Source organism: Croceibacterium salegens, assembly GCF_009827435.1.
In the GTDB taxonomy this organism is placed as follows: domain Bacteria; phylum Pseudomonadota; class Alphaproteobacteria; order Sphingomonadales; family Sphingomonadaceae; genus Croceibacterium_B; species Croceibacterium_B salegens.
This window is the reverse complement of the sequence record NZ_WTYM01000046.1, coordinates 24,595-44,503: the sequence shown is the minus strand read 5'-3', so window position 1 is coordinate 44,503 and position 19,909 is coordinate 24,595. Positions and strand designations below refer to the sequence as shown.

General features: G+C 65.1%; 27 protein-coding genes. 22 read left to right on the top strand and 5 right to left on the bottom strand.

Annotated features, from left to right (window positions below):
- Nucleotides 1-2 precede the first annotated feature (2 nt).
- From GRI89_RS11875 to GRI89_RS11835, 9 genes are all read left to right on the top strand, one after another.
- Entirely contained in the window at nucleotides 3-362 is a 360-nt protein-coding gene (locus GRI89_RS11875; protein WP_159795723.1) for a DUF1428 domain-containing protein, read from the top strand.
- A gap of 30 nt (nucleotides 363-392) precedes the next feature.
- Complete coding sequence (locus tag GRI89_RS11870) at nucleotides 393-749, top strand: DUF1428 domain-containing protein (protein ID WP_159795720.1); 357 nt, start codon at nucleotides 393-395, stop codon at nucleotides 747-749.
- Between the two features lie 3 nt (nucleotides 750-752).
- Nucleotides 753-1,544 (top strand): VOC family protein, encoded by a 792-nt coding sequence (locus GRI89_RS11865; RefSeq protein ID WP_159795718.1) that lies wholly within the window; start codon nucleotides 753-755, stop codon nucleotides 1,542-1,544.
- Nucleotides 1,545-1,546: 2 nt separating this feature from the next.
- Complete coding sequence (locus tag GRI89_RS11860; RefSeq protein ID WP_159795715.1) at nucleotides 1,547-2,026, top strand: VOC family protein; 480 nt, start codon at nucleotides 1,547-1,549, stop codon at nucleotides 2,024-2,026.
- Nucleotides 1,995-2,708 carry a glutathione S-transferase family protein gene (locus GRI89_RS11855; RefSeq protein ID WP_159795712.1) on the top strand — a complete coding sequence of 238 codons (714 nt, stop codon included), beginning with the start codon at nucleotides 1,995-1,997 and terminating at the stop codon, nucleotides 2,706-2,708. The genes GRI89_RS11860 and GRI89_RS11855 overlap by 32 nt, the downstream gene beginning before the upstream one ends.
- A 149-nt stretch (nucleotides 2,709-2,857) precedes the next feature.
- On the top strand, nucleotides 2,858-3,091 hold the full coding sequence (locus GRI89_RS11850; protein WP_159795709.1) for a hypothetical protein: 234 nt from the start codon (nucleotides 2,858-2,860) through the stop codon (nucleotides 3,089-3,091).
- Nucleotides 3,092-3,123: 32 nt separating this feature from the next.
- Nucleotides 3,124-3,351, top strand: a complete 228-nt coding sequence (locus GRI89_RS11845; RefSeq protein ID WP_159795706.1) for a hypothetical protein — start codon at nucleotides 3,124-3,126, stop codon at nucleotides 3,349-3,351.
- A gap of 95 nt (nucleotides 3,352-3,446) precedes the next feature.
- Entirely contained in the window at nucleotides 3,447-4,079 is a 633-nt protein-coding gene (locus tag GRI89_RS11840) for a glutathione S-transferase family protein (protein ID WP_159795703.1), read from the top strand.
- Nucleotides 4,080-4,091: 12 nt separating this feature from the next.
- Complete coding sequence (locus tag GRI89_RS11835) at nucleotides 4,092-4,547, top strand: GFA family protein (RefSeq protein ID WP_456236776.1); 456 nt, start codon at nucleotides 4,092-4,094, stop codon at nucleotides 4,545-4,547.
- Here GRI89_RS11835 and GRI89_RS11830 read toward each other — a convergent pair.
- Nucleotides 4,544-5,140 (bottom strand): DnaJ domain-containing protein, encoded by a 597-nt coding sequence (locus tag GRI89_RS11830; protein ID WP_159795700.1) that lies wholly within the window; start codon nucleotides 5,138-5,140, stop codon nucleotides 4,544-4,546. The genes GRI89_RS11835 and GRI89_RS11830 overlap by 4 nt on opposite strands.
- A gap of 42 nt (nucleotides 5,141-5,182) precedes the next feature.
- Here GRI89_RS11830 and GRI89_RS11825 point away from each other — a divergent pair, with 42 nt between their 5' ends.
- From GRI89_RS11825 to GRI89_RS11800, 6 genes are all read left to right on the top strand, one after another.
- Nucleotides 5,183-5,461: a BolA family protein gene (locus GRI89_RS11825; RefSeq protein WP_159795697.1), complete on the top strand. Its 279-nt coding sequence runs from the start codon at nucleotides 5,183-5,185 to the stop codon at nucleotides 5,459-5,461.
- On the top strand, nucleotides 5,458-6,165 hold the full coding sequence (locus tag GRI89_RS11820) for a glutathione S-transferase (RefSeq protein WP_328598228.1): 708 nt from the start codon (nucleotides 5,458-5,460) through the stop codon (nucleotides 6,163-6,165). The genes GRI89_RS11825 and GRI89_RS11820 overlap by 4 nt, the downstream gene beginning before the upstream one ends.
- Complete coding sequence (locus tag GRI89_RS11815) at nucleotides 6,162-6,719, top strand: hypothetical protein (RefSeq protein WP_159795694.1); 558 nt, start codon at nucleotides 6,162-6,164, stop codon at nucleotides 6,717-6,719. Before GRI89_RS11820 ends, GRI89_RS11815 begins: the two co-directional genes overlap by 4 nt.
- Nucleotides 6,716-7,600, top strand: a complete 885-nt coding sequence (locus tag GRI89_RS11810) for a pirin family protein (protein WP_159795691.1) — start codon at nucleotides 6,716-6,718, stop codon at nucleotides 7,598-7,600. Before GRI89_RS11815 ends, GRI89_RS11810 begins: the two co-directional genes overlap by 4 nt.
- Complete coding sequence (locus GRI89_RS11805; RefSeq protein WP_159795688.1) at nucleotides 7,600-8,484, top strand: alpha/beta fold hydrolase; 885 nt, start codon at nucleotides 7,600-7,602, stop codon at nucleotides 8,482-8,484. The genes GRI89_RS11810 and GRI89_RS11805 overlap by 1 nt, the downstream gene beginning before the upstream one ends.
- A gap of 89 nt (nucleotides 8,485-8,573) precedes the next feature.
- Nucleotides 8,574-8,729 (top strand): hypothetical protein, encoded by a 156-nt coding sequence (locus GRI89_RS11800; protein WP_235913301.1) that lies wholly within the window; start codon nucleotides 8,574-8,576, stop codon nucleotides 8,727-8,729.
- Between the two features lie 6 nt (nucleotides 8,730-8,735).
- Here the strand turns inward: GRI89_RS11800 and GRI89_RS11795 are convergent, their stop codons facing one another.
- On the bottom strand, nucleotides 8,736-9,800 hold the full coding sequence (locus GRI89_RS11795; RefSeq protein ID WP_235913299.1) for a DUF2332 domain-containing protein: 1,065 nt from the start codon (nucleotides 9,798-9,800) through the stop codon (nucleotides 8,736-8,738).
- Between the two features lie 42 nt (nucleotides 9,801-9,842).
- Here GRI89_RS11795 and hisG point away from each other — a divergent pair, with 42 nt between their 5' ends.
- Genes hisG through nusB form a run of 3 tightly spaced genes read left to right on the top strand, consistent with a single transcriptional unit; the run spans nucleotide 9,843 to nucleotide 12,234 of the window.
- Nucleotides 9,843-10,499, top strand: coding sequence for an ATP phosphoribosyltransferase (gene hisG / locus GRI89_RS11790; RefSeq protein WP_159795682.1), 657 nt, complete (start codon nucleotides 9,843-9,845; stop codon nucleotides 10,497-10,499).
- Nucleotides 10,499-11,791: a histidinol dehydrogenase gene (gene hisD / locus GRI89_RS11785; RefSeq protein WP_159795679.1), complete on the top strand. Its 1,293-nt coding sequence runs from the start codon at nucleotides 10,499-10,501 to the stop codon at nucleotides 11,789-11,791. The genes hisG and hisD overlap by 1 nt, the downstream gene beginning before the upstream one ends.
- On the top strand, nucleotides 11,788-12,234 hold the full coding sequence (gene nusB / locus GRI89_RS11780; RefSeq protein ID WP_159795676.1) for a transcription antitermination factor NusB: 447 nt from the start codon (nucleotides 11,788-11,790) through the stop codon (nucleotides 12,232-12,234). The genes hisD and nusB overlap by 4 nt, the downstream gene beginning before the upstream one ends.
- Nucleotides 12,235-12,329: 95 nt before the next feature.
- Here the strand turns inward: nusB and GRI89_RS11775 are convergent, their stop codons facing one another.
- Nucleotides 12,330-13,169, bottom strand: a complete 840-nt coding sequence (locus GRI89_RS11775; protein WP_159795673.1) for a S1/P1 nuclease — start codon at nucleotides 13,167-13,169, stop codon at nucleotides 12,330-12,332.
- 57 nt (nucleotides 13,170-13,226) lie between these two features.
- Between GRI89_RS11775 and thiL the strand changes: the two genes are divergently transcribed.
- Nucleotides 13,227-14,099 carry a thiamine-phosphate kinase gene (gene thiL / locus GRI89_RS11770; protein ID WP_159795670.1) on the top strand — a complete coding sequence of 291 codons (873 nt, stop codon included), beginning with the start codon at nucleotides 13,227-13,229 and terminating at the stop codon, nucleotides 14,097-14,099.
- Here the strand turns inward: thiL and GRI89_RS11765 are convergent.
- Entirely contained in the window at nucleotides 14,096-15,109 is a 1,014-nt protein-coding gene (locus tag GRI89_RS11765; protein WP_159795667.1) for a fatty acid desaturase, read from the bottom strand. The genes thiL and GRI89_RS11765 overlap by 4 nt on opposite strands.
- A complete protein-coding gene (locus GRI89_RS11760; RefSeq protein ID WP_159795664.1) occupies nucleotides 15,109-15,306 on the bottom strand; it encodes a hypothetical protein in 198 nt (65 codons plus the stop codon). The genes GRI89_RS11765 and GRI89_RS11760 overlap by 1 nt, the downstream gene beginning before the upstream one ends.
- A 248-nt stretch (nucleotides 15,307-15,554) precedes the next feature.
- On the opposite strand from GRI89_RS11760, the gene GRI89_RS11755 reads away from it, so the two are divergent.
- The 3 genes from GRI89_RS11755 (at nucleotide 15,555) to GRI89_RS11745 (ending at nucleotide 19,885) form a co-directional block, all read left to right on the top strand.
- Entirely contained in the window at nucleotides 15,555-17,654 is a 2,100-nt protein-coding gene (locus tag GRI89_RS11755) for a sodium-translocating pyrophosphatase (RefSeq protein WP_159795661.1), read from the top strand.
- Between the two features lie 189 nt (nucleotides 17,655-17,843).
- Nucleotides 17,844-19,007 (top strand): GNAT family N-acetyltransferase, encoded by a 1,164-nt coding sequence (locus tag GRI89_RS11750; RefSeq protein ID WP_159795658.1) that lies wholly within the window; start codon nucleotides 17,844-17,846, stop codon nucleotides 19,005-19,007.
- Nucleotides 19,004-19,885 carry a cupin domain-containing protein gene (locus tag GRI89_RS11745; protein WP_159795655.1) on the top strand — a complete coding sequence of 294 codons (882 nt, stop codon included), beginning with the start codon at nucleotides 19,004-19,006 and terminating at the stop codon, nucleotides 19,883-19,885. The genes GRI89_RS11750 and GRI89_RS11745 overlap by 4 nt, the downstream gene beginning before the upstream one ends.
- Nucleotides 19,886-19,909 lie beyond the last annotated feature (24 nt).

Here is a 19,909-nt window from a genome sequence, read left to right as displayed (position 1 = left end):
CGATGTACATCAATGGATTTGTCGTTCCCGTGCCCGCTGACAAGCAGGACGAATACAGCGACGTTGCCGGCAAATTCTGGGAAATCGCCAAGGACTACGGCGCGATCGAGCACGTCGAGGCTTGGGAAGACGACGTCAAGGACGGCAAGCAGACCGACTTTCGCCGCGCGGTCGACCTCAAGGACGGCGAAAAGGTTGTCTTCTCGTGGGTCATCTGGCGCGACAAGGCCGCCGCCGATGCGAGCCACGAAAAGATGATGGCTGACGAGCGCATGAAACAGTTCAGCGGCGAAATGCCGTTCGACGGCAAGCGCATGATCGTCGGCGGGTTCGAACCGCTTGTGGTCCGCAAGGCCGACTGAGCCGCGGTCAGGCGCCGAAGGAGAGAGACCATGCAGATTGACGGTTACGTGATCCCCGTCCCCGAAGGGAAGAAGCAGGAGTACCTCGAACTCGCGCAGTGGTACGACCAGCTGATGATCGAACACGGCGCGATCGAGGTGTTCGAAGGCTGGGAACTGGACGTGCCCGACGGCACCCTGACCGACTTCCGCAGAGCGGTCGCCGCCGAGGAAGGCGAGAAGATCGTCTTCAGCTGGATCCTGTGGCCCGACAAGGCGACCGCCGATGCGGCGCACGAGGCGGTCCACGAGGATGAGCGGTTCAAGTCGATGACCAGCTTCCCGTTCGACGGCAAACGAATGATCGTCGGGACCTTTGAACCCATCGTCGCCTTGCGAAAGGACTGAACCATGACCGGCATGCCCATCTGGTACGAACTCATGACTCCCGACCCGGCCGCGGTGGCGAGTTTCTACAAGGCCGTCGGCGGCTGGACGATTCCGGATGGCGGAGGCCGCTCGGCGAACGGGTCCGAATACCGCATGATGATCCGCCCGGACGGCGGCGCGCTAGGCGGCGTACTGACGTTGAGCGAAGAGATGGCCGCGCACGGCACGAAGCCCGCCTGGGTTCCCTATTTCCACGTTGCCGACGTCGATGCCTCGATCGAGGCGCTGAAGGCGGCGGGCGGGGCGATGCACATGCCGGCAACCGACCTGCCGGTGGGGCGCATGGCCATGGTCTCCGACCCGCAGGGCGCGCCGTTCTACATGATGCTTCCGATTCCGCCCGAGGGCGATCCGGATGCGAAGAGCGATGTGTTCGACCAGATGCGCGTCGGCCACGTCGCTTGGAACGAGCTCAATACCGACGATGCGCCGGGGCAGGAGGCGTTCTACACCGGCCTGCTCGGTTGGACGATCAGCGGCGAGATGCCGATGCCGGGCGATAACACCTACCACTTCCTCGAATGCGAAGGCACCGGGATCGGCGCGATCGGTTCGATGAAGCCGGAAGGCGCGCCCACGATGTGGCAGTTCTACCTGCGAGTGCTGGACATCGGCGCGGCACAAGCCGCGGTCGAGGCCACGGGCGGCAAGGTGCTGAACGGACTCCACGAAGTGCCCGGCGACGACGTGATCATCATTGCCACCGATCCCGCCGGCGCGCGGGTGGGATTCGTCGGCAAGAAAGGGGAGTGACGATGGCCCACAAGGCAACCAACTGCATCTGGTACCAGAGCGGCGCGGAAGATGCGGCGAAGTTCTATGCCGAAACCTTTCCCGACAGCGCGGTGCATGCGGTCCATCGAGCTCCTGGCGATTTTCCCTCGGGCAAGGAAGGCGACGCGTTGACAGTGGAGTTCACCGTTTGCGGACTGCCCTGCGTGGGCCTCAACGGTGGCGAACACTTCAAGCCCGACGAGGCATTCTCGATTATGATCCACACCGAGGATCAGGAGGAAACCGACCGTTACTGGAATGCGATTGTCGGCAATGGCGGGCAGGAATCCGCGTGCGGGTGGTGCAAGGACAGGTGGGGCATTTCCTGGCAGATAACCCCACGCGTGCTCACCGAAGCAGTCGCCAGCTCCGACAAAGCCGCCGCCAAGCGAGCTTTCGAGGCCATGATGACCATGCGCAAGATCGACGTTGCCAAAATCGAAGCAGCGCTGGCAGGCTGAGCGCGGCGTGGAACTCTACGGGCACCTGTTCTCGTCCTACACCTGGAAGGCGCTGATCCCGCTTTACGCCAACGGGACCGAGTTCGAGTTTCGCGAGATCGGACCCGCGGGCAGCGACGAGGTCAATGCCTTCGTTCATGCCGAGCACCCGGCAGGCAAGTTTCCGATCCTGGCCGACGGCGACACGGTGGTCATCGAGGCGACGGCGATCATAGAATATCTCGCCGTCCATCATCCCGGCCCGGCGCCGCTGATCCCGGCCGATCCGGCAATTGCCGCCGAGGCGCGGATGATCGACCGGGTGTTCGACAACTATTTCCAGTCGAACTTCCAGCGCATTGTCGGAGCCTACCTTTCGAACACCGAGGTCGGTAACACGCCGGTGGTCGGCGAGCCCGACATGGCCGAGGTTCACGCGGGCAAGGCGGGGTTGCGCCGGGCCTATGCCTGGCTCGAAGGCTGGCTGGGCAACCACACCCTGCCGCCCCACGTGTCGCTGGTCACCTGCTCTGCCGCGCCGGCGTTGTTCTACGCCGACTGGTGCGAGCGGATACCCGAGGACTGCCCCCGCATCACGGCACTGCGCGCCGAGCTGCTCGCCCTGCCGCCGGTCGTCCGCTGCGTCGAAGATGCCCGGCCCTACCGGCCCTATTTCCCGCCCGGCATGCCGGTCCGCGACTGACGGGGCAGCCGTTCCGGGTCAGACTGCGCTCCGTTCTCGACGTGGGATAATCGGGCGCGCGCCCTTGTCGCTAATCTTACATAAATGCACTTTGGCTTACTCAACTTAGCGGAGACCCGGGTGAACCCGGGCCAAGCGAAGGGTTGCATATGTTCATAGACACATCCGTTCCGGGTGCACCGGGCGGCGAGCCGAACTGGCCATTCTGCCGTAGCTGCAAGCAGGAAATCCTGGTCGGGCAGCGCTCGCGGACGATCGATTTCTCCTCTCCAAATCCGGCACTGAAGAAGCTGGGCGGGACCTATCACGAGACCTGCGCCGAACCGGTGATGCGGGTGAAGCGATCGTACGAGATGCTGCGCATGCGCCGACCGGGAGCATAGAATAACGAAATGGACCTTAGGGGGGTCGCCAAATGTTTATAGATATCAAGTCGAACGATGGGGGACGCGGAGAGCCGTATTCCGACGTCTGCGTGAGCTGCCAACGACTGATCGAGCCGCATCATTCGACCGAGCACATCGATTTCCAGACCGGTGACGAGAAGCTCACGAAGCTCAACGGCATCTATCACGCCAAGTGCGCGGTGCCCTATCTGAGCATCAAGCGCGCACTCGACATGATGAACCGGATGATCGGCTGATCCACGTCCCTCGGGGCACAAGCGTGCCCTTCCGCGATTGACCCGGCTGGAACGTTCCCGTAATGTTCCAGCCCTGAGTCGCGGGAGAATCACCGATGGCCGCCTTCACGTTCTTCTATAATCCGATGAGCCGGGCGCAGATCGCGCGCTGGGCGCTGCATGAGGTTGGGGCTGATTACGAGCCCGTACTGGTCGAATGGGGCAATAAGCCGCAGGCCCTGCTCGACGCCAACCCGATGGGCAAGCTGCCCACGATCATCCATCACCACGGCAGCCACGATCACGTCGTGAGCGAGTCGGCGGCGGTGTGCCACTACCTCGCGCTGACCCACCCGCGGGCAGAGCTCACTCCCAGCGAGCACGAGGCGGCCGACTATTTCCGCTGGTTCTTCTTTGCCGCCGGTCCGCTCGAACAGGCGGCGACGTCGAAGATGTTCGGGTGGGAGATGACGCCCGAGCGGGAAATGTCCGCCGGCTTCGGCAACTACGAACGGACGATGGACGCGCTCGACGGCTGGCTCTCGACCCACGACTACGTCTGCGGCGACCGGTTCACGATGGCCGACGTCTATGTCGGCAGCCATGTCGACTGGGGGTTGCAGTTCAAGTCCTTCCCGGAGCGCGACAGCTTCCTTGCCTACGCCGGTCGGGTCCAACAGCGTCCGGCCTACAAGGAAGCCAAGGCGATCGACATGGGCGAGATCGCGAGGATGCAGGGCAATGGCTGAGCTCGCGGGCCAGTGTGCCTGCGGCAGTGTCCGTTACATCCTGGGCAGCGTCCCTTCGCCGTGCACTGCTGCCATTGCCGCGATTGCCAGCGCGAGACAGGCAGCGCCTTCGTGCTCAACGGGCTCGTCGAAACCTCTCACGTCGGGGTAACGGCGGGCGCGCCGGAAACGATCGATACGCCTTCGAACAGCGGCAAAGGGCAGAAGATTGTCCGCTGCCTGGCCTGCAAGGTCGCACTGTGGAGCCATTACGGCGGGATGGGCGAGAAGGCGGCGTTCGTCCGCGTCGGCACGCTCGAAGACCCCGACGCCTGTCCGCCGCGGGTCCACATCTTCACGCGCAGCAAGCAGCCGTGGTTCGACCTGCCCAAGCACGCCGCCGCCTACGAGATATTCTACAGCCGCGACGATCTCGATGACTTGTTCGGAGCGGAGGGCGCTGCCCGTTGGCGCGCGCTGCGCGGCTAGGCGAACGCCGCCGACCGGCGTAGCAACTGGTAGGCCTCGACAACACGTTGCAACCGCCCCTCGTGGGTCCGGTCGCCGCCATTGCGGTCGGGATGGTATTGCCGCACCAGGTCGGAGTACCGGCGGCGCAGCTTGGTGCGGTCCGCTTGCGGGTCGAGGCCCATCACCCCCAGCGCCTCGCGTTCCTGCGGCGTAAAGCGGGAGAACTCGGCGCGGCCCCTGGCCCGCTCCCGTGCTCGCGCCTTGATGTCGCCGGCCCGGGCGCCGATCGCGTCGAGCGGGTCGTCGAAGTCGGCCCAGCGCGGCACGCCGTCGACGCCGGCATCGGCTCGGAACGCCTTTGTCTCGGTGCGCCATCCGGCGGCAGGAGATTGCGCGGCGTAGATCTCGTCGGCGCTCATGCCTTCGAACCAGTCGTACCCGGCGTTGAACTCGCGCACGTGGTCGAGGCAGAACCAGCGCCAGTCGCCCGGTCCGTCGAAGCTCGCGCCGCGCGAGCCCGGTGCACGGAACTCTCCTGGTTCGCCGCAACCCGGTGCCTCGCACCCCTGGCCACTTTCCTCGAACCGCCCGTGGAACCTTTGGTTGCGCATCCGCTATAGGATGGGGAGACTCGCCCCAGAAAGGAACCCCCGTTGGCCGGACCGCTCGCACAAGAAATCGAAAATCGGCTGCGCGAGGCCTTCGCGCCGAGCGACTTGGCGGTGATCAACGACAGCGCCAGGCACCATGGCCACGCCGGAGACGACGGCAGCGGCGAATCGCACTTCACCGTGGTGATCGAGAGCGCAGCCTTTGCCGGCAAGACGCGGCTCGACCGCCAGCGCATGGTCAATGAAGCGCTTGGCGACATACCGGGACAGCGTGTTCACGCGCTCGCCATCCGCGCAATTGCGCCCGGGGACGCCTCGTGAGCATCGAACTCTGGTACTGGCCCGACATCCCCGGCCGCGGCGAGTTCGTCCGCCTGTTCATGGAAGGCGCCGAGATCGAGTATGAGGACATGGCGCGCGAGCAGGATGCCGACGCGCTGGTCGAGCACATGCACGCGCTTGACGGCATCCGCCCGTTCGCGCCGCCGTACATCGTCGACGGTGATCTTTGCATCGGCCAAACTGCGCACATCCTCGCCTATCTCAGCGACAAGTACGGGCTCGGCTCGGGCGAACTCGAGACCGACCTGCAGCTGATCCAGCTCCAGCTCGACATCAGCGATTTAATTTCGGAGGTGCACTCGGTCCACCACCCGATCGCCAGCAGCCTCTACTACGCCGACCAGATGGACGCCGCCTTCGAGCGTGCGCAGGAATTCCGCGCCAATCGCATTCCCAAGTTCCTGATTCATTTCGATAATGCCATGGCGGTTCACGGCGGACCGTACTCGCTCGGCCAGCAGTGGACCCACGTCGACACCAGCCTGTTCCAGGTCATGGAGGGGCTCGACTACATGTTCCCCAACTACATGAAGAAGATGCAGGGCACCTGGGCCAACCTCGAGGGCCTGCAAGCCGCCTTGCCCGAGATCGACGGCGTGGCGGACTACCTTGCCAGCGAGCGGCGGATGGAATTCAACGAGGACGGCATCTTCAGGCACTACGAGGAGCTCGACGAGCAATGATTGTGCTCCGCGGCCTTGCTGCTTTCCTGTTCGCGCTGATTGCCGGATTGTTCCTTTTGATTGGGTTTCTACCGACCGACACCGAGAACGTGCGTCAAAGTTTGGCCGATCAGAAGGCCATGCATGCAGACATGATCAAGATGGGCGATTTCACAGAGCGTTACCGGAAAGAGTTTGGGCGACTGGCGAGCGCTGCTGAACTGCAGGACTGGGGGGCAAAGCAGGATTTCCAATATGTCGGCTTTCAGCGGTTGGCTAAGGATGGCGGGACTGATCACATCGCTCTTTCAATCGTGCCGACTGGTGAAGAATTCATCGTGGGTGATGACAGCGCCCTGCCGAATGATGGCCACTCCTACCGCATTGCCTATTGGAATAACTGGACCGAGGAGTACGCACCCGAGACAGGTGCAAACACGTTCGCCACATCAATTGCCGACTACGCTCCACCGCTTTGGGAAAGGGCGCTGGCAATCGCCATGGCACTGGCTTTCTCCGCGCTGACAGTTTGGATTCTGCGGGGCAAGCAATCGCGCAGGGAAGTCGTTGCATGAGCATCATCAAGTCGGTCACCCCCGTCAGCCACGATCTCGGCAGCTTCACCGTGCGCCGCGCCGTGCCGAGCATCGAGGCGCGGATGGTCGGGCCGTTCGTGTTCGTCGACCAGTTCGGCCCGGCGCAGCTGGCGCTCGGCGAGGGGATGGACGTGCGGCCGCACCCGCACATCTGCCTCGCCACGGTGACCTGGCTGTTTGAGGGCGCGATCGATCACCGCGACAGCCTCGGCACCTATTCGACAATCCACCCGGGCACGGTGAACCTAATGACCGCGGGCAAGGGCATCGTCCATTCCGAGCGCAGCCCGGCGAGCGAGCGTGCGGCCGGACCGAAGCTCTACGGCATGCAGACCTGGCTCGCGCTGCCCGACGGCAAGGAGGAGATCGATCCGGCGTTCGAAGCGGTCAGCAACCTGCCGTTGGTGTCCGACGGCGGGGCCGAGGCGCGGGTGATCATGGGCAGCCTGTGGGGCGAAGCCGCGCAGACAACTACTTACGCTGAGACGATCTACGCCGAGATCGTGCTTGCGCCGGGTGGAGCGATCCCGATCGACGCCGAGGCGGACGAGCGCGCGGTCATGCTGGTCGGCGGCGAGGGCAGCCTCGATGGCATGCCGCTGGAGCTTTACACGCTCTATGTGCTCAAGCCGGGCGACTCGATGACGCTGCGCTCCGCTTCGGGCGGTCGCGCCATGCTGCTCGGCGGCGAGGCCTTTCCCGAGCGGCGCCACGTGTGGTGGAACTTCGTCGCCTCCAGCCGCGAGCGGATCGAGCAGGCAAAGGCCGACTGGAAGGAGGGCCGCTTCGGCAAGGTGCCGGGTGACGAGGTCGAATTCATCCCGCTTCCGGAAAAGCCGCTGACGATCAGCAACCCGTGATGGAACGCGTCGAACTCGCTTCGGGTATCGCGCTCGCGGTCGAGGATACCGGACCGCGCGATGCGCCGGCGCTGGTCTTCCTGCATGGCTTTCCCGAGAACCACCGCACCTGGCGCCACCAGGTCGCGCATTTCTCCGACCGTTTCCGCTGCATCGCGCCCGACCAGCGCGGCTTCGGCGCTTCGGACCTGCCGCAGGATGTGAGCGATTACACGACCGAAAAGCTGGTCGGCGACGTCTTCCAGCTCGCCGATGCGCTGGACATCGGCAAGTTCACGATCGTCGGTCACGACTGGGGCGGGGCGATTGCGTGGCTGATCGCGGCGATGGGGCAGGGCACCCGAGTCGAGCGCGCGGTGATCGCCAATGCGCCGCACGCGGCGGTTTTCCAGAAGCTGCTCTGGCTCGATCCGGTGCAGCGCAAGGCGAGCCAGTACATGCGCGTGTTTCGCGATCCCGGGAACGACGATCTGGTGCGGCAATACGGCCTTGCCCCGGTGCTGCTGAAGGCGCTCGACTGGGAACGGCCTTCGCCGATGCCCGACGATGAGCGCGCCGCGCTGATGGCCGAATGGGCCGATCCAGCACGCGCCTTCGCCATGCTCAACTGGTACCGCGCGAGCCAGGTCGTGGTGCCGCCGCTCGACGCGACATACGAACTGTCTGCCGATTTCCGGACCTTGCCGTTGCCGAAAATCGCCATTCCGACGTTGGTCGTATGGGCCATGGAAGACGAGGCCCTGCCGACCTGCAATATCGCCGGATTGGGTGAATGGGCCTCGGATTTGACGGTGATCGAGGTTGCGCAATCCGGCCATTTCGTGCCGTGGGAAGCGCCTGAAGCCGTCAATTCCGCGATGGAGGACTTTCTCCAACGATGCTAGGCTTATCCGAAATTCACTTATTGCAGCGCAGCAAATCGTGGTAATCGACCGGGTAACGATTGAAATCGAAACTCGAGAGCAGGCCCACGATGCGATATGAAATTGCTTCCGTGCTCACCGCGATCCTGATCTTCGCGGTGATCGGCGTGTCCATCCTGACGATCCGCTATCACCGTTACGAACGCCGGCTTGCGCGCGGCTCGCGCAACAGCAAGCGTCCCTGGAAGCCTTTCTGGATGAACTAGTTCGGCTTAGCCGCCAAGCCATTCGACCCATGCGCCGTGCGGATGGGCCGTGGTCAGCTGCACCGCCTGCTCTCCACCCGGCCAGTACCGGACGTGCAGTTCGTGGGCGAAGGTCGCGCGGTTTGTTTCGAGCGATATCCACGCCAGCGGCCGGGTCGGCTCGCCTGCCGTGCCTGCGGCCTCCATCATCTCGCTGATCGCCTCCTTCGAGGCATCGGGCAGGTATTGCCACATCACCGTGTGGAACAGCACGCGGGTGACGCCCTCTTCCTGCGGGCGTGCGAGCATCTCGCGCACGAACTCGACCGCGTCCTGTTTCACAAGGTCCGGCGCGGCCTGCCGGGCCATGGCGATGGCGGTATCGAGCCGTGCCATGCGCTCGGTCGCATCGGCCCAGACGTAGGCCTTGAGCCGCAGCGCCCGGTCGGGATCGGTCAGGTCGATCGGAGTCAGGTCGCAACCTCGCACGGCGGTTATCTCGACCGGGTTCTGCGGCGGCGGCGCGCCGCGCCATTCCGGGGCAATCTTCATCCGTGACAGGCTCGGCCCCGCCGTGGTCCCGCCGAGGTCGTAACGATAGCGCCCCATCATCGTGTTGACGCCCGCACTGGCGCCGATCTCGTTGAGCTCGAACTTGGGCCCGAGCTCTCCCGACAGCCACAGCAAACCTGCCATTACGCTGGCGGACCGGCCGGCCTCGTTGGTCTGTGGCGGGCCGTCGAGCCACGGCATCAGCCGGGCGTCGTACTTCACCGCCATGTCCGCGACGATGGCGTCGATTGTCCCCTGGTCGGTCAGCAGCCCGGCGTAAACGGGCTCGAGCCGCCGGTCCTCGCCGGTGAGGAAAAGCCAGTGCAGGCCGCCGGCAATGCGCAGCGGCATGGCGTCGGCCACGGACAGGCCGTGCCAGTTGGCCATGCGTCGCCCGGTAGCGGTATCGGTGTCGAGGATCGCCAGTTCGGCGCGGATAACCCGGCCGGTGCATGGCGCGCCGGCCTTTTCGCTGTGGGTCGCCTGCCAGTCGATTGCCTCGCGTACGTCGGCAATTTCCATAACCGGCTTGTCAGCCATTGGCGTTGCCCTTTCCTGTGCTGCTCTCTATCTGCGCCCTCGATGGCCGAACCGCTGACCTTCGCCGTGCCCAAGGGGCGCATACTCGACGAGGCGCTGCCCGTGATGGCGCGCGCCGGCCTCGTGCCGGAAAGCGCGTTTCACGACAAGGGCAACCGCGCGCTCTCGTTCGCTTGCGAGGACGGGGCGGCGCGGCTCATCCGGGTGCGTGCTTTCGACGTGGCCACTTTCGTCGCCTTCGGTGCGGCGCAGGCCGGGATCGTCGGGTCGGACGTGATCGAGGAGTTCGAGTTTTCGGAGCTTTACGCCCCCGTCGATCTCGACATCGGCCATTGCCGGCTGGCGCTCGCCGAACCGAAGGACGCGGCGCGATACAATCCGGGCAACGCCAGCCACATCCGCGTTGCCACCAAGTACCCGCACCTGACCAAGCGCTGGTTCGAAAGCAAGGGCGTGCAGGCAGAGTGCATCAAGCTGAACGGTGCGATGGAGCTTGCGCCGGGACTGGGGCTTGCCGGCCAGATCGTCGATCTCGTCTCGAGCGGCCGCACGCTCAAGGACAATGGCCTGGTTGAGGTGGAGACGATCATGGACATTTCGGCCCGGCTCATCGTCAACCGCGCCGCGCTCAAGACCGACCCGCGCGTCGCGGCACTGGTCGAGAAGTTCCGTGACAAGGTATCGGTGAAGGCCGCCTGATGCTCCGTCTCGACAGCACCGACGCCGATTTCGCGAAGAAGTTCGAAAGGCTGGTCGAGGATCGTCGCGAGAGCGGCGAGAACGTTGCCCGCACCGTCACCGACATCCTCGAAAAGGTCCGCAGCCGCGGCGACGAGGCGCTTCGCGAGCTGTCGGCGCGTTACGACAACTATTTCCTGACCGACGACCAGGCGACCTGGCGCATCGCGCCCGAGGATTGCGAAGCGGCGTTCAAGGCGCTCGACGGCAAGCTGCGCGACGCGCTCGAACTCGCCGCCGCGCGGATCCGCTCCTACCACGAAGTCCAGCTTCCCGGCGATCGCGACTACACCGACGATGCCGGGGTGCGGCTCGGCGCGAAGTGGCGGCCTGTGGACGCAGCCGGGCTCTACGTCCCCGGCGGGCGCGCGGCCTACCCTTCTTCGCTGCTGATGAATGCCATACCCGCCAAGGTTGCCGGGGTGGGACGGCTGGTCATTGCGACGCCGACACCGAAGGGTGAAATAAACCCGCTCGTCCTCGCCGCCGCGCACCTCGTGGGAATCGAGGAAATCTGGCGCGTCGGCGGCGCCCAGGCGGTTGGCGCGCTGGCATACGGCACCGATCGCATCGCGCCGGTGGACGTCGTCACCGGCCCGGGCAATGCCTTTGTCGCGGAGGCCAAGCGCCAGCTTTACGGCATGGTCGGGATCGACATGGTCGCCGGGCCGAGCGAGATCCTCGTCATCGCCGATGGCAGGAACGATCCCGACTGGATTGCCGCCGACCTGCTGAGCCAGGCCGAACACGACCCGTCGAGCCAGTCGATCCTGATCACCGACGATGCCGAGTTCGCCGAGCAGGTCGAGGACCGGATCGACGTGCAGTGTTCGATGCTCTCGACCAAGCGCGTCGCCCGCTCGAGCTGGGACGAACACGGCGTCATGATCGTCGTACCCGACCTTGCAGAGGCTCCGGCGCTGGCCAATCGGCTGGCCGCCGAGCACGTCGAACTGGCGATCGACGAACCCGAGGCGATGTTCGGCCAGCTCCGCCACGCCGGTAGCGTGTTTTTCGGACGGCACACGCCCGAGGCGGTTGGCGATTACGTCGCTGGCCCCAACCATGTCCTGCCGACCGGGCGCCGCGCCCGCTTCGCCAGTGGCCTGTCGGTGCTCGATTTCATGAAGCGCACCAGCTTCATCGAGATGGGCGAGGCCGGGCTGGCGGCGATCGGACCCGCTGCCATTGCCCTTGCCGAGGCCGAGGGGCTTCCTGCGCACGCCAATTCTGTCCGGTTGCGCCTGTCATGAGCGGTCGCGCCCAATCCCGCTCCGCCGCCCGGCTGGCCGCAGTACAGGCGCTTTACCAGCAGTGCATGGAAGGCACAGCGCTGGCGAAGCTGCTCAACGAATTTCACCAGCACCGCCTCGGCCGCGAAATCGACGAGGACCAGTATGCCGATGCCGACGTCGATTTCTTCGACGATCTCGTCAGCGGCACGCTGGCCCGCGGCGACGAGATCGACGCGCTTCTCGAAGCGCGGCTGGCCGAGGGCTGGAGCCTCGCCCGCCTCGACCGCACCCTCCTGCAGATCCTGCGCGCCGGGTCCTACGAACTGATGGCGCGCGCCGACGTGCCGGTCGGCACGGCGATCAGCGAATATGTCGATGTGGCCCACGCCTTCTTCGACGAGCGCGAGGCAAAGTTCGTCAACGGGGTGCTCGACAAGGTGGCGAAGGCCGTTCGGACCTGACTTCGATCCTCATTGCGAGCATAGCGAAGCAATCCGGGGCTGCACACAGCCGCACTGGATTGCCGCGGGACCTGCGGTCCCTCGCAATGACGAAATCAATTGGTTGACGGTCCGGCGAACACCCAGTCGAGATAGGCCGCGGTGCGGATTCCGGCCTGCTGCAGGCGCTGCTCCATCGTCGGGTTCCAGTCGTAGATGTAGTGGTATTCGAGCTTGAACGGGTTTTCGACGGTTCCGTCACCGTACTTGTCGCTCGGCTCGGGATAGAGCCGGTTGCGGATGGAGATGCTCTCGTCCATCCACGCATTTGGGTCGATGGTCCACCAGTCGATGGCCTGCTGCGGCGTCATGCGCGCTTCAAGGCGGTCGGCGTATTCGGTGAAGCTGAGGCCCTGCTTCTCGATCATCCCTTCGTCCCACACCCAGTGCAAGTTCTTCTGGACGGGGAAGTCCAGCCACAGGACCTTGACGTCGTTGCCACCGCGGTCGCCGTCCTTGCCGACGTGCAGCGGCTGGTGGAGATCACCGATGATGTGGACGAGGAAGCGCAGGGCAACGGCCTTGTCCCCTTGCGACGCCGCGGGATCCCTCAGCGTCCGGGTAAATCGTTCGATCGCGGTGACGGCATCGCCCTCGGGCGGGTGGACGAGGTCTTCTGCCGCCTCGTTCGGTTGCGCCAGGGTGACGAAGTGCCAGGGATATGTCGTCTTGTTCAGGAACACGTCCGGGCTCGATCGTTGCTCGTCGGGCCAGGTCGCGCCTTCGGGCAATTGCTCATGGCCAAGAATCTGCTCGATCCGCGCCCGCGTCTGGCCGCTGACGTTGTCCTGCGCTATCTGTGCGACGATGCGATGGCCGGTCGGCCCCCAGGCAGCGCCGGGCGCCGCGCCGAGGGCAAGGCCGGACACGGCAAGAAGGGTTGCGAAGCGTTTCATGCAGGCGAATCCCGAAGCAGCTGACTTGACCTTTTCGCTAGGCGGAATGACCCGGCGATGAAAGGGGAAGCCGCCTTCGTCGCTGCCCTTCGGCATCTCGTCTACGATCCCGCCGCGCGCGGCCTTGCCGACGATTGCGCGGTCATCGAACTTGGCAATGAAGCGCTTGTTCTGACCCATGACATGCTGGTTGAGGGTGTTCATGTGTTCGACGGAGCCGATCCGGCGGACATCGCCTGGAAACTTGTCGCCGTGAACCTTTCGGACCTCGCCGCGAAGGGCGCGCGTCCGCTCGGCGTCCTGCTCGGCCACATGCTCGGCGATCGTGACGACCGGTTCCTGGCCGGCCTCCATGACGTCCTCAACCACTACGGCGTCCCGCTGCTCGGCGGAGATACCGTCGCGGGAGAGGGGCGCCGCGCCTGGGGCCTGACGGCGGTCGGGCGAGCAACGCATCGCCCCGTGCCGTCGCGCTCCGGGGCGCGGGCGGGGGACGCGATCTGGGTTACTGGCGAGATCGGCGCGGCGATGCTCGGCTTCGAGGCCCTTCGCGACAAGACCGGGGCCGACAGCACCGCCTATCGCCGGCCCATGGCACGTCTGGCCGAGGGCGAGGCGCTGGCCCCGCTGGTAACCGCGATGATGGATGTCTCGGACGGCCTTCTGCTCGACTCCTCCCGCATTGCCGAGGCGAGCGGCGTCACGCTTTCGCTCGACAGCAAGGCGATCCCGCTCGCAACGCACATCGGGCGGCTGCACTACGCATTGCGCTGGGGCGACGATTACGAGCTTCTGTTCACCCTGCCGGAAGGCGTCAAACCGCCGGTCAAGGCGACACGCATCGGCAAGGTCTTGGAAGCCGGATCGACTGGTCTACTGCTCGACGGAAACGAGCCCGAAGGCGAGCTCGGCTGGATGCACGGTACCTAGAGCGGGGTGCAGTCGACCCCGCGCGCCTCGAGGATCGGTTTCATCTCGTAATACGCGTACTTTGTCGCGTGGTTGGGGATGCCCGGATAGAGGTGGTGGACGATGTGGTACTGCATGCCGAGCGACATCCAGTGCCCGACCCAGGTCCTGAACACGCGGGTGTTGGTGTAGCGGTCGAGCCCGTCGCGAGGATGGTGCGGAGCCCAGCTCAGCCAGTAGCGGATGTAGCTGAGGCCGAGGTGCCGCGGCAGCCAGAACAGGAATGCGGCTTCGAAGGCATAGCCTGACCAGCACAGCGCGAACATGAAGAACATCGAACCGAGCTGCAGCAGCATCGTGTCGCGCAGGGCGATGTGCGCCTCGGGCGTGCCGATGCGTTCGAGGCAGCGCTTGTAGTGGTGGATCGATCCGTCGGCGCCGGGCTGGCGGTTGAGCCAGGTCTTGATCCACGCCTTCCACCAGTTGTCCGCCCCGTCGGTGTAGTCGGGGTCGTTCTCCGGGTGGTTGCAATGGTAGTGGTGATGCATGTGCATCAGCCGCGCCATCGAGAACGGGAAGATCAGGATCAGCGTCGCCACCTGGCCGACCGCCTCGTTCCAGAAGTGGTACTTCGTGCCGAGGCGACCGATGTTGTGGTGCATAGCCTCGTGGCTCGGCACGTAGCCGACCGCGGCTATGAAGGTGCTGAAGGCGAAGCCGAACCACAGCGGCACGATGTCCATCATGCACAGCGGGAACAGCGCGACCCAAAAGGCGAAGCAGCCCAGCGTCACCACGGTGTAGATGCGCATCTGCTTCGGATCGGCCATCCAGCGCGCGGCGATTTCCCGCTCGTCCTTGCGCAGGCGGATGCGGACGTGCCGGTCAAGTTCGGGCGCCTTGCGCCATTCGAAGGCCGAACGGTCGGCAGCACCGCTTTCGACACCGCCTTCGATCAGCCCCGCTTCGCCGCCCAGCGGCAGGTCATCGTGCGTCTCCTCGCGGGTGAGATCGTCGATCGGACGATCCATCAGACCCAGCGGCCCTTGATGTTGGCGTAGAGCCCCCAGGCCCCGCCAAGGATCAATCCGAATACGAGCGAAGACAGGCCGAACGGCGCGCTAATATTCCAGTAGTCCATGGTCTGCGCCGTCAATGGCGCGATGAAGCCGATCCCGAACAGGAACGGCATCCACAAGAGCAGTTTCCGGATAACCAACGCACCCATGGGTGTTTACGTAAAATAAACTATCGAATCCCGCAATATCGTCTGAATTTCTGTCAGATTTCGGCACGCCGGTTGTTGCCGTCGGGACACTTGCGCCGGGTGGCTCCGGGAGGTGTCCCGGACTGGGCAGGGAAATCTCCAGATTGGGACTTGCGCCGCGCACGGGCGGCCTATAGCCAACCCCATCGTCCCGCGCCCGCGCGGTGTTTGGGCGGCCTTTGGGAGAATTAGAGGGGGAAGGTCACCACATGGACCTCATAGTCATTGCTATTGTTCTTGGCCTGCTGGCAGTCGTCTACGGCTTCTTTACCAGCCGGCAGGTGCTCGGTTCGAGCGCCGGTTCCGAAAAGATGCAGGAAATCGCCGCGGCGATCCAGGAAGGCGCTCAGGCCTACCTCAAGCGTCAGTACACGACGATCGGCATCGTCGGCGTGGTCGTCGCGGTTCTAGTCGCGATTTTCCTCGGCCCGATCAGCGCTTCCGGCTTCGTGCTCGGCGCAGTGCTTTCGGGCGTCGCCGGGTTCATCGGCATGAACATCTCGGTACGTTCCAACGTGCGAACGGCTCAAGCGGCTTCGCAGGGCCTACAGCAGGGCCTGACCATGGCGTTCCGCGCCGGGGCCATCACCGGCATGCTCGTGGCCGGCCTCGCGCTGCTCGCCATCGCGGTGTTCTTCTACATCCTGACGCATTCGATGGGCTTTGCCGCCAACGACCGCGTCGTGATCGAAGCTCTGACCGCGCTGGCCTTCGGTGCCTCGCTGATCTCGATCTTCGCGCGTCTCGGTGGCGGTATCTTCACCAAGGCGGCCGACGTTGGCGCCGACCTCGTCGGCAAGGTCGAGGCGGGCATACCGGAAGACGACCCCCGCAACCCGGCGGTCATCGCCGACAACGTGGGCGACAACGTCGGCGACTGCGCCGGCATGGCCGCCGACCTGTTTGAAACCTACGTCGTCACTGTTGGTGCGACCATGGTGCTCACCGCGCTGCTGTTGAAGGGCCTCGGTGACCTGCTGATGCCGATGATGAGCCTGCCGCTGCTGATCGGCGGCGCGTGCATCGTAACCTCTATCATCGGCACCTACGCGGTCCGCCTCGGCGGCGGTACCAACGTGATGGGCGCGATGTACAAGGGCTTCCTGCTCACCGCGGTCCTCTCGATCCCGCTTATCTGGTTCGTCATGACCTACGCGCTCGGCGACATGAACGCCGTAATCGGCGGCGGCGAGGTCACGGCCTTCACCGGAATGGACCTGTTCTGGTGTTCGCTGCTCGGCCTGGTCATCACCGGCCTGATCATCTGGATCACCGAATACTACACCGGCACTGGCTTCCGCCCGGTCCGCTCGATCGCCAAGGCGAGCGAGACCGGCCACGGCACCAACGTCATCCAGGGCCTCGCGATTTCGCTTGAATCGACAGCCCTGCCGACGCTGGTGATCGTTGCCGGCATCATGATCGCCTACCAGTTGGCGGGCCTGATCGGCATTGCCTACGCGGCGACTGCGATGCTGGCGCTGGCCGGCATGGTAGTGGCGCTCGATGCCTACGGCCCGGTGACGGACAACGCCGGCGGCATCGCCGAAATGGCCGGTCTCGATGACAGCGTTCGTGAGAAGACCGATCTGCTCGACGCGGTCGGCAACACCACGAAGGCGGTGACCAAGGGCTACGCGATCGGATCGGCCGGCCTCGCCGCGCTGGTGCTTTTCGCCGCCTACACCACCGACCTCAGGGAGTTCTTCCCGACGCTGAACGTCAACTTCAGCCTTGAGAACCCCTACGTCATCGTCGGCCTGCTGCTCGGTGCACTGCTCCCGTACCTGTTCGGTTCGATGGGCATGACCGCCGTCGGCCGCGCGGCCGGTGACGTTGTCATCGACGTGCGCGACCAGTTCGCCAATGACCCGGGCATCATGGCCGGAACAAGCAAACCGAACTACGCCAAGACCGTCGACCTCGTCACCAAGGCCGCCATCAAGGAGATGATCATCCCCTCGATGCTGCCGGTGCTGGCCCCGATCGTGGTGTACTTCGTGATCACCGCGATCGCGGGCCAGGAGAACGGCTTCGCCGCACTCGGCGCGCTGCTGCTCGGAGTGATCGTCGGCGGCTTGTTCGTCGCGCTGTCCATGACCGCCGGCGGCGGTGCGTGGGACAACGCCAAGAAGTACATCGAAGACGGCAACCACGGCGGCAAGGGCTCCGAAGCCCACAAGGCCGCGGTGACCGGCGATACGGTCGGCGATCCCTACAAGGATACCGCCGGTCCAGCCGTCAACCCGATGATCAAGATCACCAACATCGTCGCACTGCTGCTGCTGGCCGCCCTCGCGGCCGGCTGACGCAAAGCAGGTTACGCTTCGTCCTCAAGTAGCGAAGCGGTAGGACAACAAGAAGAGCCCCGTCCGGAGTGATCCGGGCGGGGTTCTTCTTTGGGTCCAGTCCCAAACGTTAATCTTTCCTTGGTCATGGCGGGGTATCGCAGGGGCGACGGCACCCCCAGCCGCCGACATGAAGGTTAACGCCGAAGCATGGCAACACGGCCTGCAAGCGCCGATGACATCCCGCATCCGCCAGAGATGCGCCCTGTCGCCATGCGCATGGCCGCGCGCGACTGGAGCGAATTTGCCGATCCGGGGCAGCAAGGACAGTGGGACGCGCTCGCCGAGTGGGCAGCCGAACCCAATCCGTTCTTCGAGAGCTGGTACCTGCTGCCCTCGCTGCGCGGGTTCGACGAACGCGGGCGCGTCAAGCTGCTGTGCCTCGAGGCCGACGGCCAGCTCGCCGGGTTGATGCCGCTGCGGCGCGACCTGGCCTACTATCGATATCCGTTTCCGCAGTGGTCGACGTGGATCCACAGCAACTGCTTTCTCGGCGCGCCGCTTGTTGCGCGCGGGTTCGAGGCTGCGTTCTGGCGCGAGCTGCTGGCCTGGGCGGACCAGAACAGCGGTCCGGCGCTTTTCCTGCACCTCTCGCACCTGCCGCTGCATGGGCCGCTGTGGGACGCACTGACGCAGGTCTGCCGCGACGGCGTGCGCGCCGCATCGGTGGTCAAGCGCGAGGAGCGGGCCATGCTCGCCTCCGACCTGAGCCCGGAGGACTATTTCGAGGCCGCGCTGGGCGGCAAGAAGCGCAAGGAATTGCGCCGCCAGCGCCGGCGGTTGGAAGAGGAGGGCCGCTTCGAGGTCCGCCGCCGCACCGACAGCGAGGGGCTCGAAAGCTGGATCGACGAATTCCTCGCGCTCGAAAGGGCCGGGTGGAAGGGCGCGGAGGGGTCCGCACTGGCCAGCGCACCGCGCACGGAAGCGCTGTTCCGCGAGGCGCTCAGTGGCGCGGCGGCGCGCGGCAAGCTCGAACGCCTCGGCCTGCGGATCGACGGCAAGCCGGTGGCCATGCTGGCGAGCTTCCTGACCCCGCCGGGCGCCTATTCCTACAAGACCACGTTCGACGAGGCTTACAGCCGCTACTCGCCCGGCGTGCTGCTCCAGCGCGAGAACCTCGCCATGCTTGAGCGGCCCGGTATCGAATGGACCGACAGTTGTGCCGCCGCGGATCACCCCATGATCGACCACTTGTGGACCGAGCGGCGGGCGATAGGCCGCGTCAACGTGGCTATTGGCGGTGCCAAGCGGCGCGCCCTGTTCGGCGCTATCGCGCGCCGCGAAACCGGGCGGCCGGCAGGAGAGCTGGAATGACTGCTATCGACACCAACCTGACCGGCGATCCGCTGGCGCTCAATTCCTTTCCGGCCGCCAGTCGTGCCACCTTCGCCGCAAACTATCCCGAAGTGCCGCACCTGCTGCACCACGACTTGCGCGAGCACCCGTTGCTGGCGCTTGATGCGCTCGCCGCGCTGGGCGAGGCGCTCCCCGAGGCGTCGGTCGAATACAACAAGGGCGACCTGCCTATCGGTGTCGACGGAAAGCCCGGCTCGAACGGCCTGACCATCGGCGAGACGATCCGCCGCATCGCCACTAGCGGGAGCTGGTGTGTGTTGAAGAACATCGAGCAGGACCCGGCCTATGCCGCGCTCCTCAACGGGCTGCTTGGCGAGATCGAGGAAGAGATTACCGCCCGGACCGGCGAGATGCTCAAGATGCAGGGCTTCATATTCGTCTCCAGCCCCGACGCGGTCACGCCGTACCACTTCGACCCCGAGCACAACATCCTGCTGCAGCTGGTCGGTTCCAAGGAGATGACCGTGTTCCCGGCGGGTGACGCGCGGTTCGCCCCCGACCATGTCCATGAAGGCTATCACACCGGCGGTGCGCGCGAGCTGAGGTGGGATGATGACATGCTCGCCGGTGGCAGGCAGTTCACGCTCAATCCGGGCGCCGCCATCTTCGTGCCGGTCATGGCCCCGCACTTCGTCAGGAACGGGCCGGGCGTGTCGATCTCGCTGTCGATCACCTGGCGTTCGACATGGAGCTATGCCGAGGCCGACGCCCGAGCGATGAACAAGTGGCTGCGCGCCCGCGGACTCAACCCGCGCCGCCCGGGCCGCTGGCCGCAGAGCAATATCGTCAAGGCCTGTGCCTGGCGCGCGCTGCGCCGCCTCGGCGCGAAGGACTGAAGCCAGACAATCTTCGTCATTGCG

Excerpts from the sequence above, each read along its gene's own strand:
- hisD (WP_159795679.1), top strand. The coding sequence starts at position 10,499 with ATGCTCCGTCTCGACAGCACCGACGCCGATTTCGCGAAGAAGTTCGAA.
- GRI89_RS11865 (WP_159795718.1), top strand. The coding sequence starts at position 753 with ATGACCGGCATGCCCATCTGGTACGAACTCATGACTCCCGACCCGGCC.
- GRI89_RS11875 (WP_159795723.1), top strand. The coding sequence starts at position 3 with ATGTACATCAATGGATTTGTCGTTCCCGTGCCCGCTGACAAGCAGGAC.
- GRI89_RS11775 (WP_159795673.1), bottom strand. The coding sequence starts at position 13,169 with ATGAAACGCTTCGCAACCCTTCTTGCCGTGTCCGGCCTTGCCCTCGGC.
- GRI89_RS11815 (WP_159795694.1), top strand. The coding sequence starts at position 6,162 with ATGATTGTGCTCCGCGGCCTTGCTGCTTTCCTGTTCGCGCTGATTGCC.
- GRI89_RS11750 (WP_159795658.1), top strand. The coding sequence starts at position 17,844 with ATGGCAACACGGCCTGCAAGCGCCGATGACATCCCGCATCCGCCAGAG.
- hisG (WP_159795682.1), top strand. The coding sequence starts at position 9,843 with ATGGCCGAACCGCTGACCTTCGCCGTGCCCAAGGGGCGCATACTCGAC.
- GRI89_RS11795 (WP_235913299.1), bottom strand. The coding sequence starts at position 9,800 with ATGGCTGACAAGCCGGTTATGGAAATTGCCGACGTACGCGAGGCAATC.
- GRI89_RS11760 (WP_159795664.1), bottom strand. The coding sequence starts at position 15,306 with ATGGGTGCGTTGGTTATCCGGAAACTGCTCTTGTGGATGCCGTTCCTG.
- GRI89_RS11810 (WP_159795691.1), top strand. The coding sequence starts at position 6,716 with ATGAGCATCATCAAGTCGGTCACCCCCGTCAGCCACGATCTCGGCAGC.
- GRI89_RS11870 (WP_159795720.1), top strand. The coding sequence starts at position 393 with ATGCAGATTGACGGTTACGTGATCCCCGTCCCCGAAGGGAAGAAGCAG.
- GRI89_RS11850 (WP_159795709.1), top strand. The coding sequence starts at position 2,858 with ATGTTCATAGACACATCCGTTCCGGGTGCACCGGGCGGCGAGCCGAAC.
- GRI89_RS11830 (WP_159795700.1), bottom strand. The coding sequence starts at position 5,140 with ATGCGCAACCAAAGGTTCCACGGGCGGTTCGAGGAAAGTGGCCAGGGG.
- GRI89_RS11845 (WP_159795706.1), top strand. The coding sequence starts at position 3,124 with ATGTTTATAGATATCAAGTCGAACGATGGGGGACGCGGAGAGCCGTAT.
- GRI89_RS11805 (WP_159795688.1), top strand. The coding sequence starts at position 7,600 with ATGGAACGCGTCGAACTCGCTTCGGGTATCGCGCTCGCGGTCGAGGAT.
- GRI89_RS11860 (WP_159795715.1), top strand. The coding sequence starts at position 1,547 with ATGGCCCACAAGGCAACCAACTGCATCTGGTACCAGAGCGGCGCGGAA.
- thiL (WP_159795670.1), top strand. The coding sequence starts at position 13,227 with ATGAAAGGGGAAGCCGCCTTCGTCGCTGCCCTTCGGCATCTCGTCTAC.
- nusB (WP_159795676.1), top strand. The coding sequence starts at position 11,788 with ATGAGCGGTCGCGCCCAATCCCGCTCCGCCGCCCGGCTGGCCGCAGTA.
- GRI89_RS11745 (WP_159795655.1), top strand. The coding sequence starts at position 19,004 with ATGACTGCTATCGACACCAACCTGACCGGCGATCCGCTGGCGCTCAAT.
- GRI89_RS11755 (WP_159795661.1), top strand. The coding sequence starts at position 15,555 with ATGGACCTCATAGTCATTGCTATTGTTCTTGGCCTGCTGGCAGTCGTC.
- GRI89_RS11765 (WP_159795667.1), bottom strand. The coding sequence starts at position 15,109 with ATGGATCGTCCGATCGACGATCTCACCCGCGAGGAGACGCACGATGAC.
- GRI89_RS11840 (WP_159795703.1), top strand. The coding sequence starts at position 3,447 with ATGGCCGCCTTCACGTTCTTCTATAATCCGATGAGCCGGGCGCAGATC.
- GRI89_RS11800 (WP_235913301.1), top strand. The coding sequence starts at position 8,574 with ATGCGATATGAAATTGCTTCCGTGCTCACCGCGATCCTGATCTTCGCG.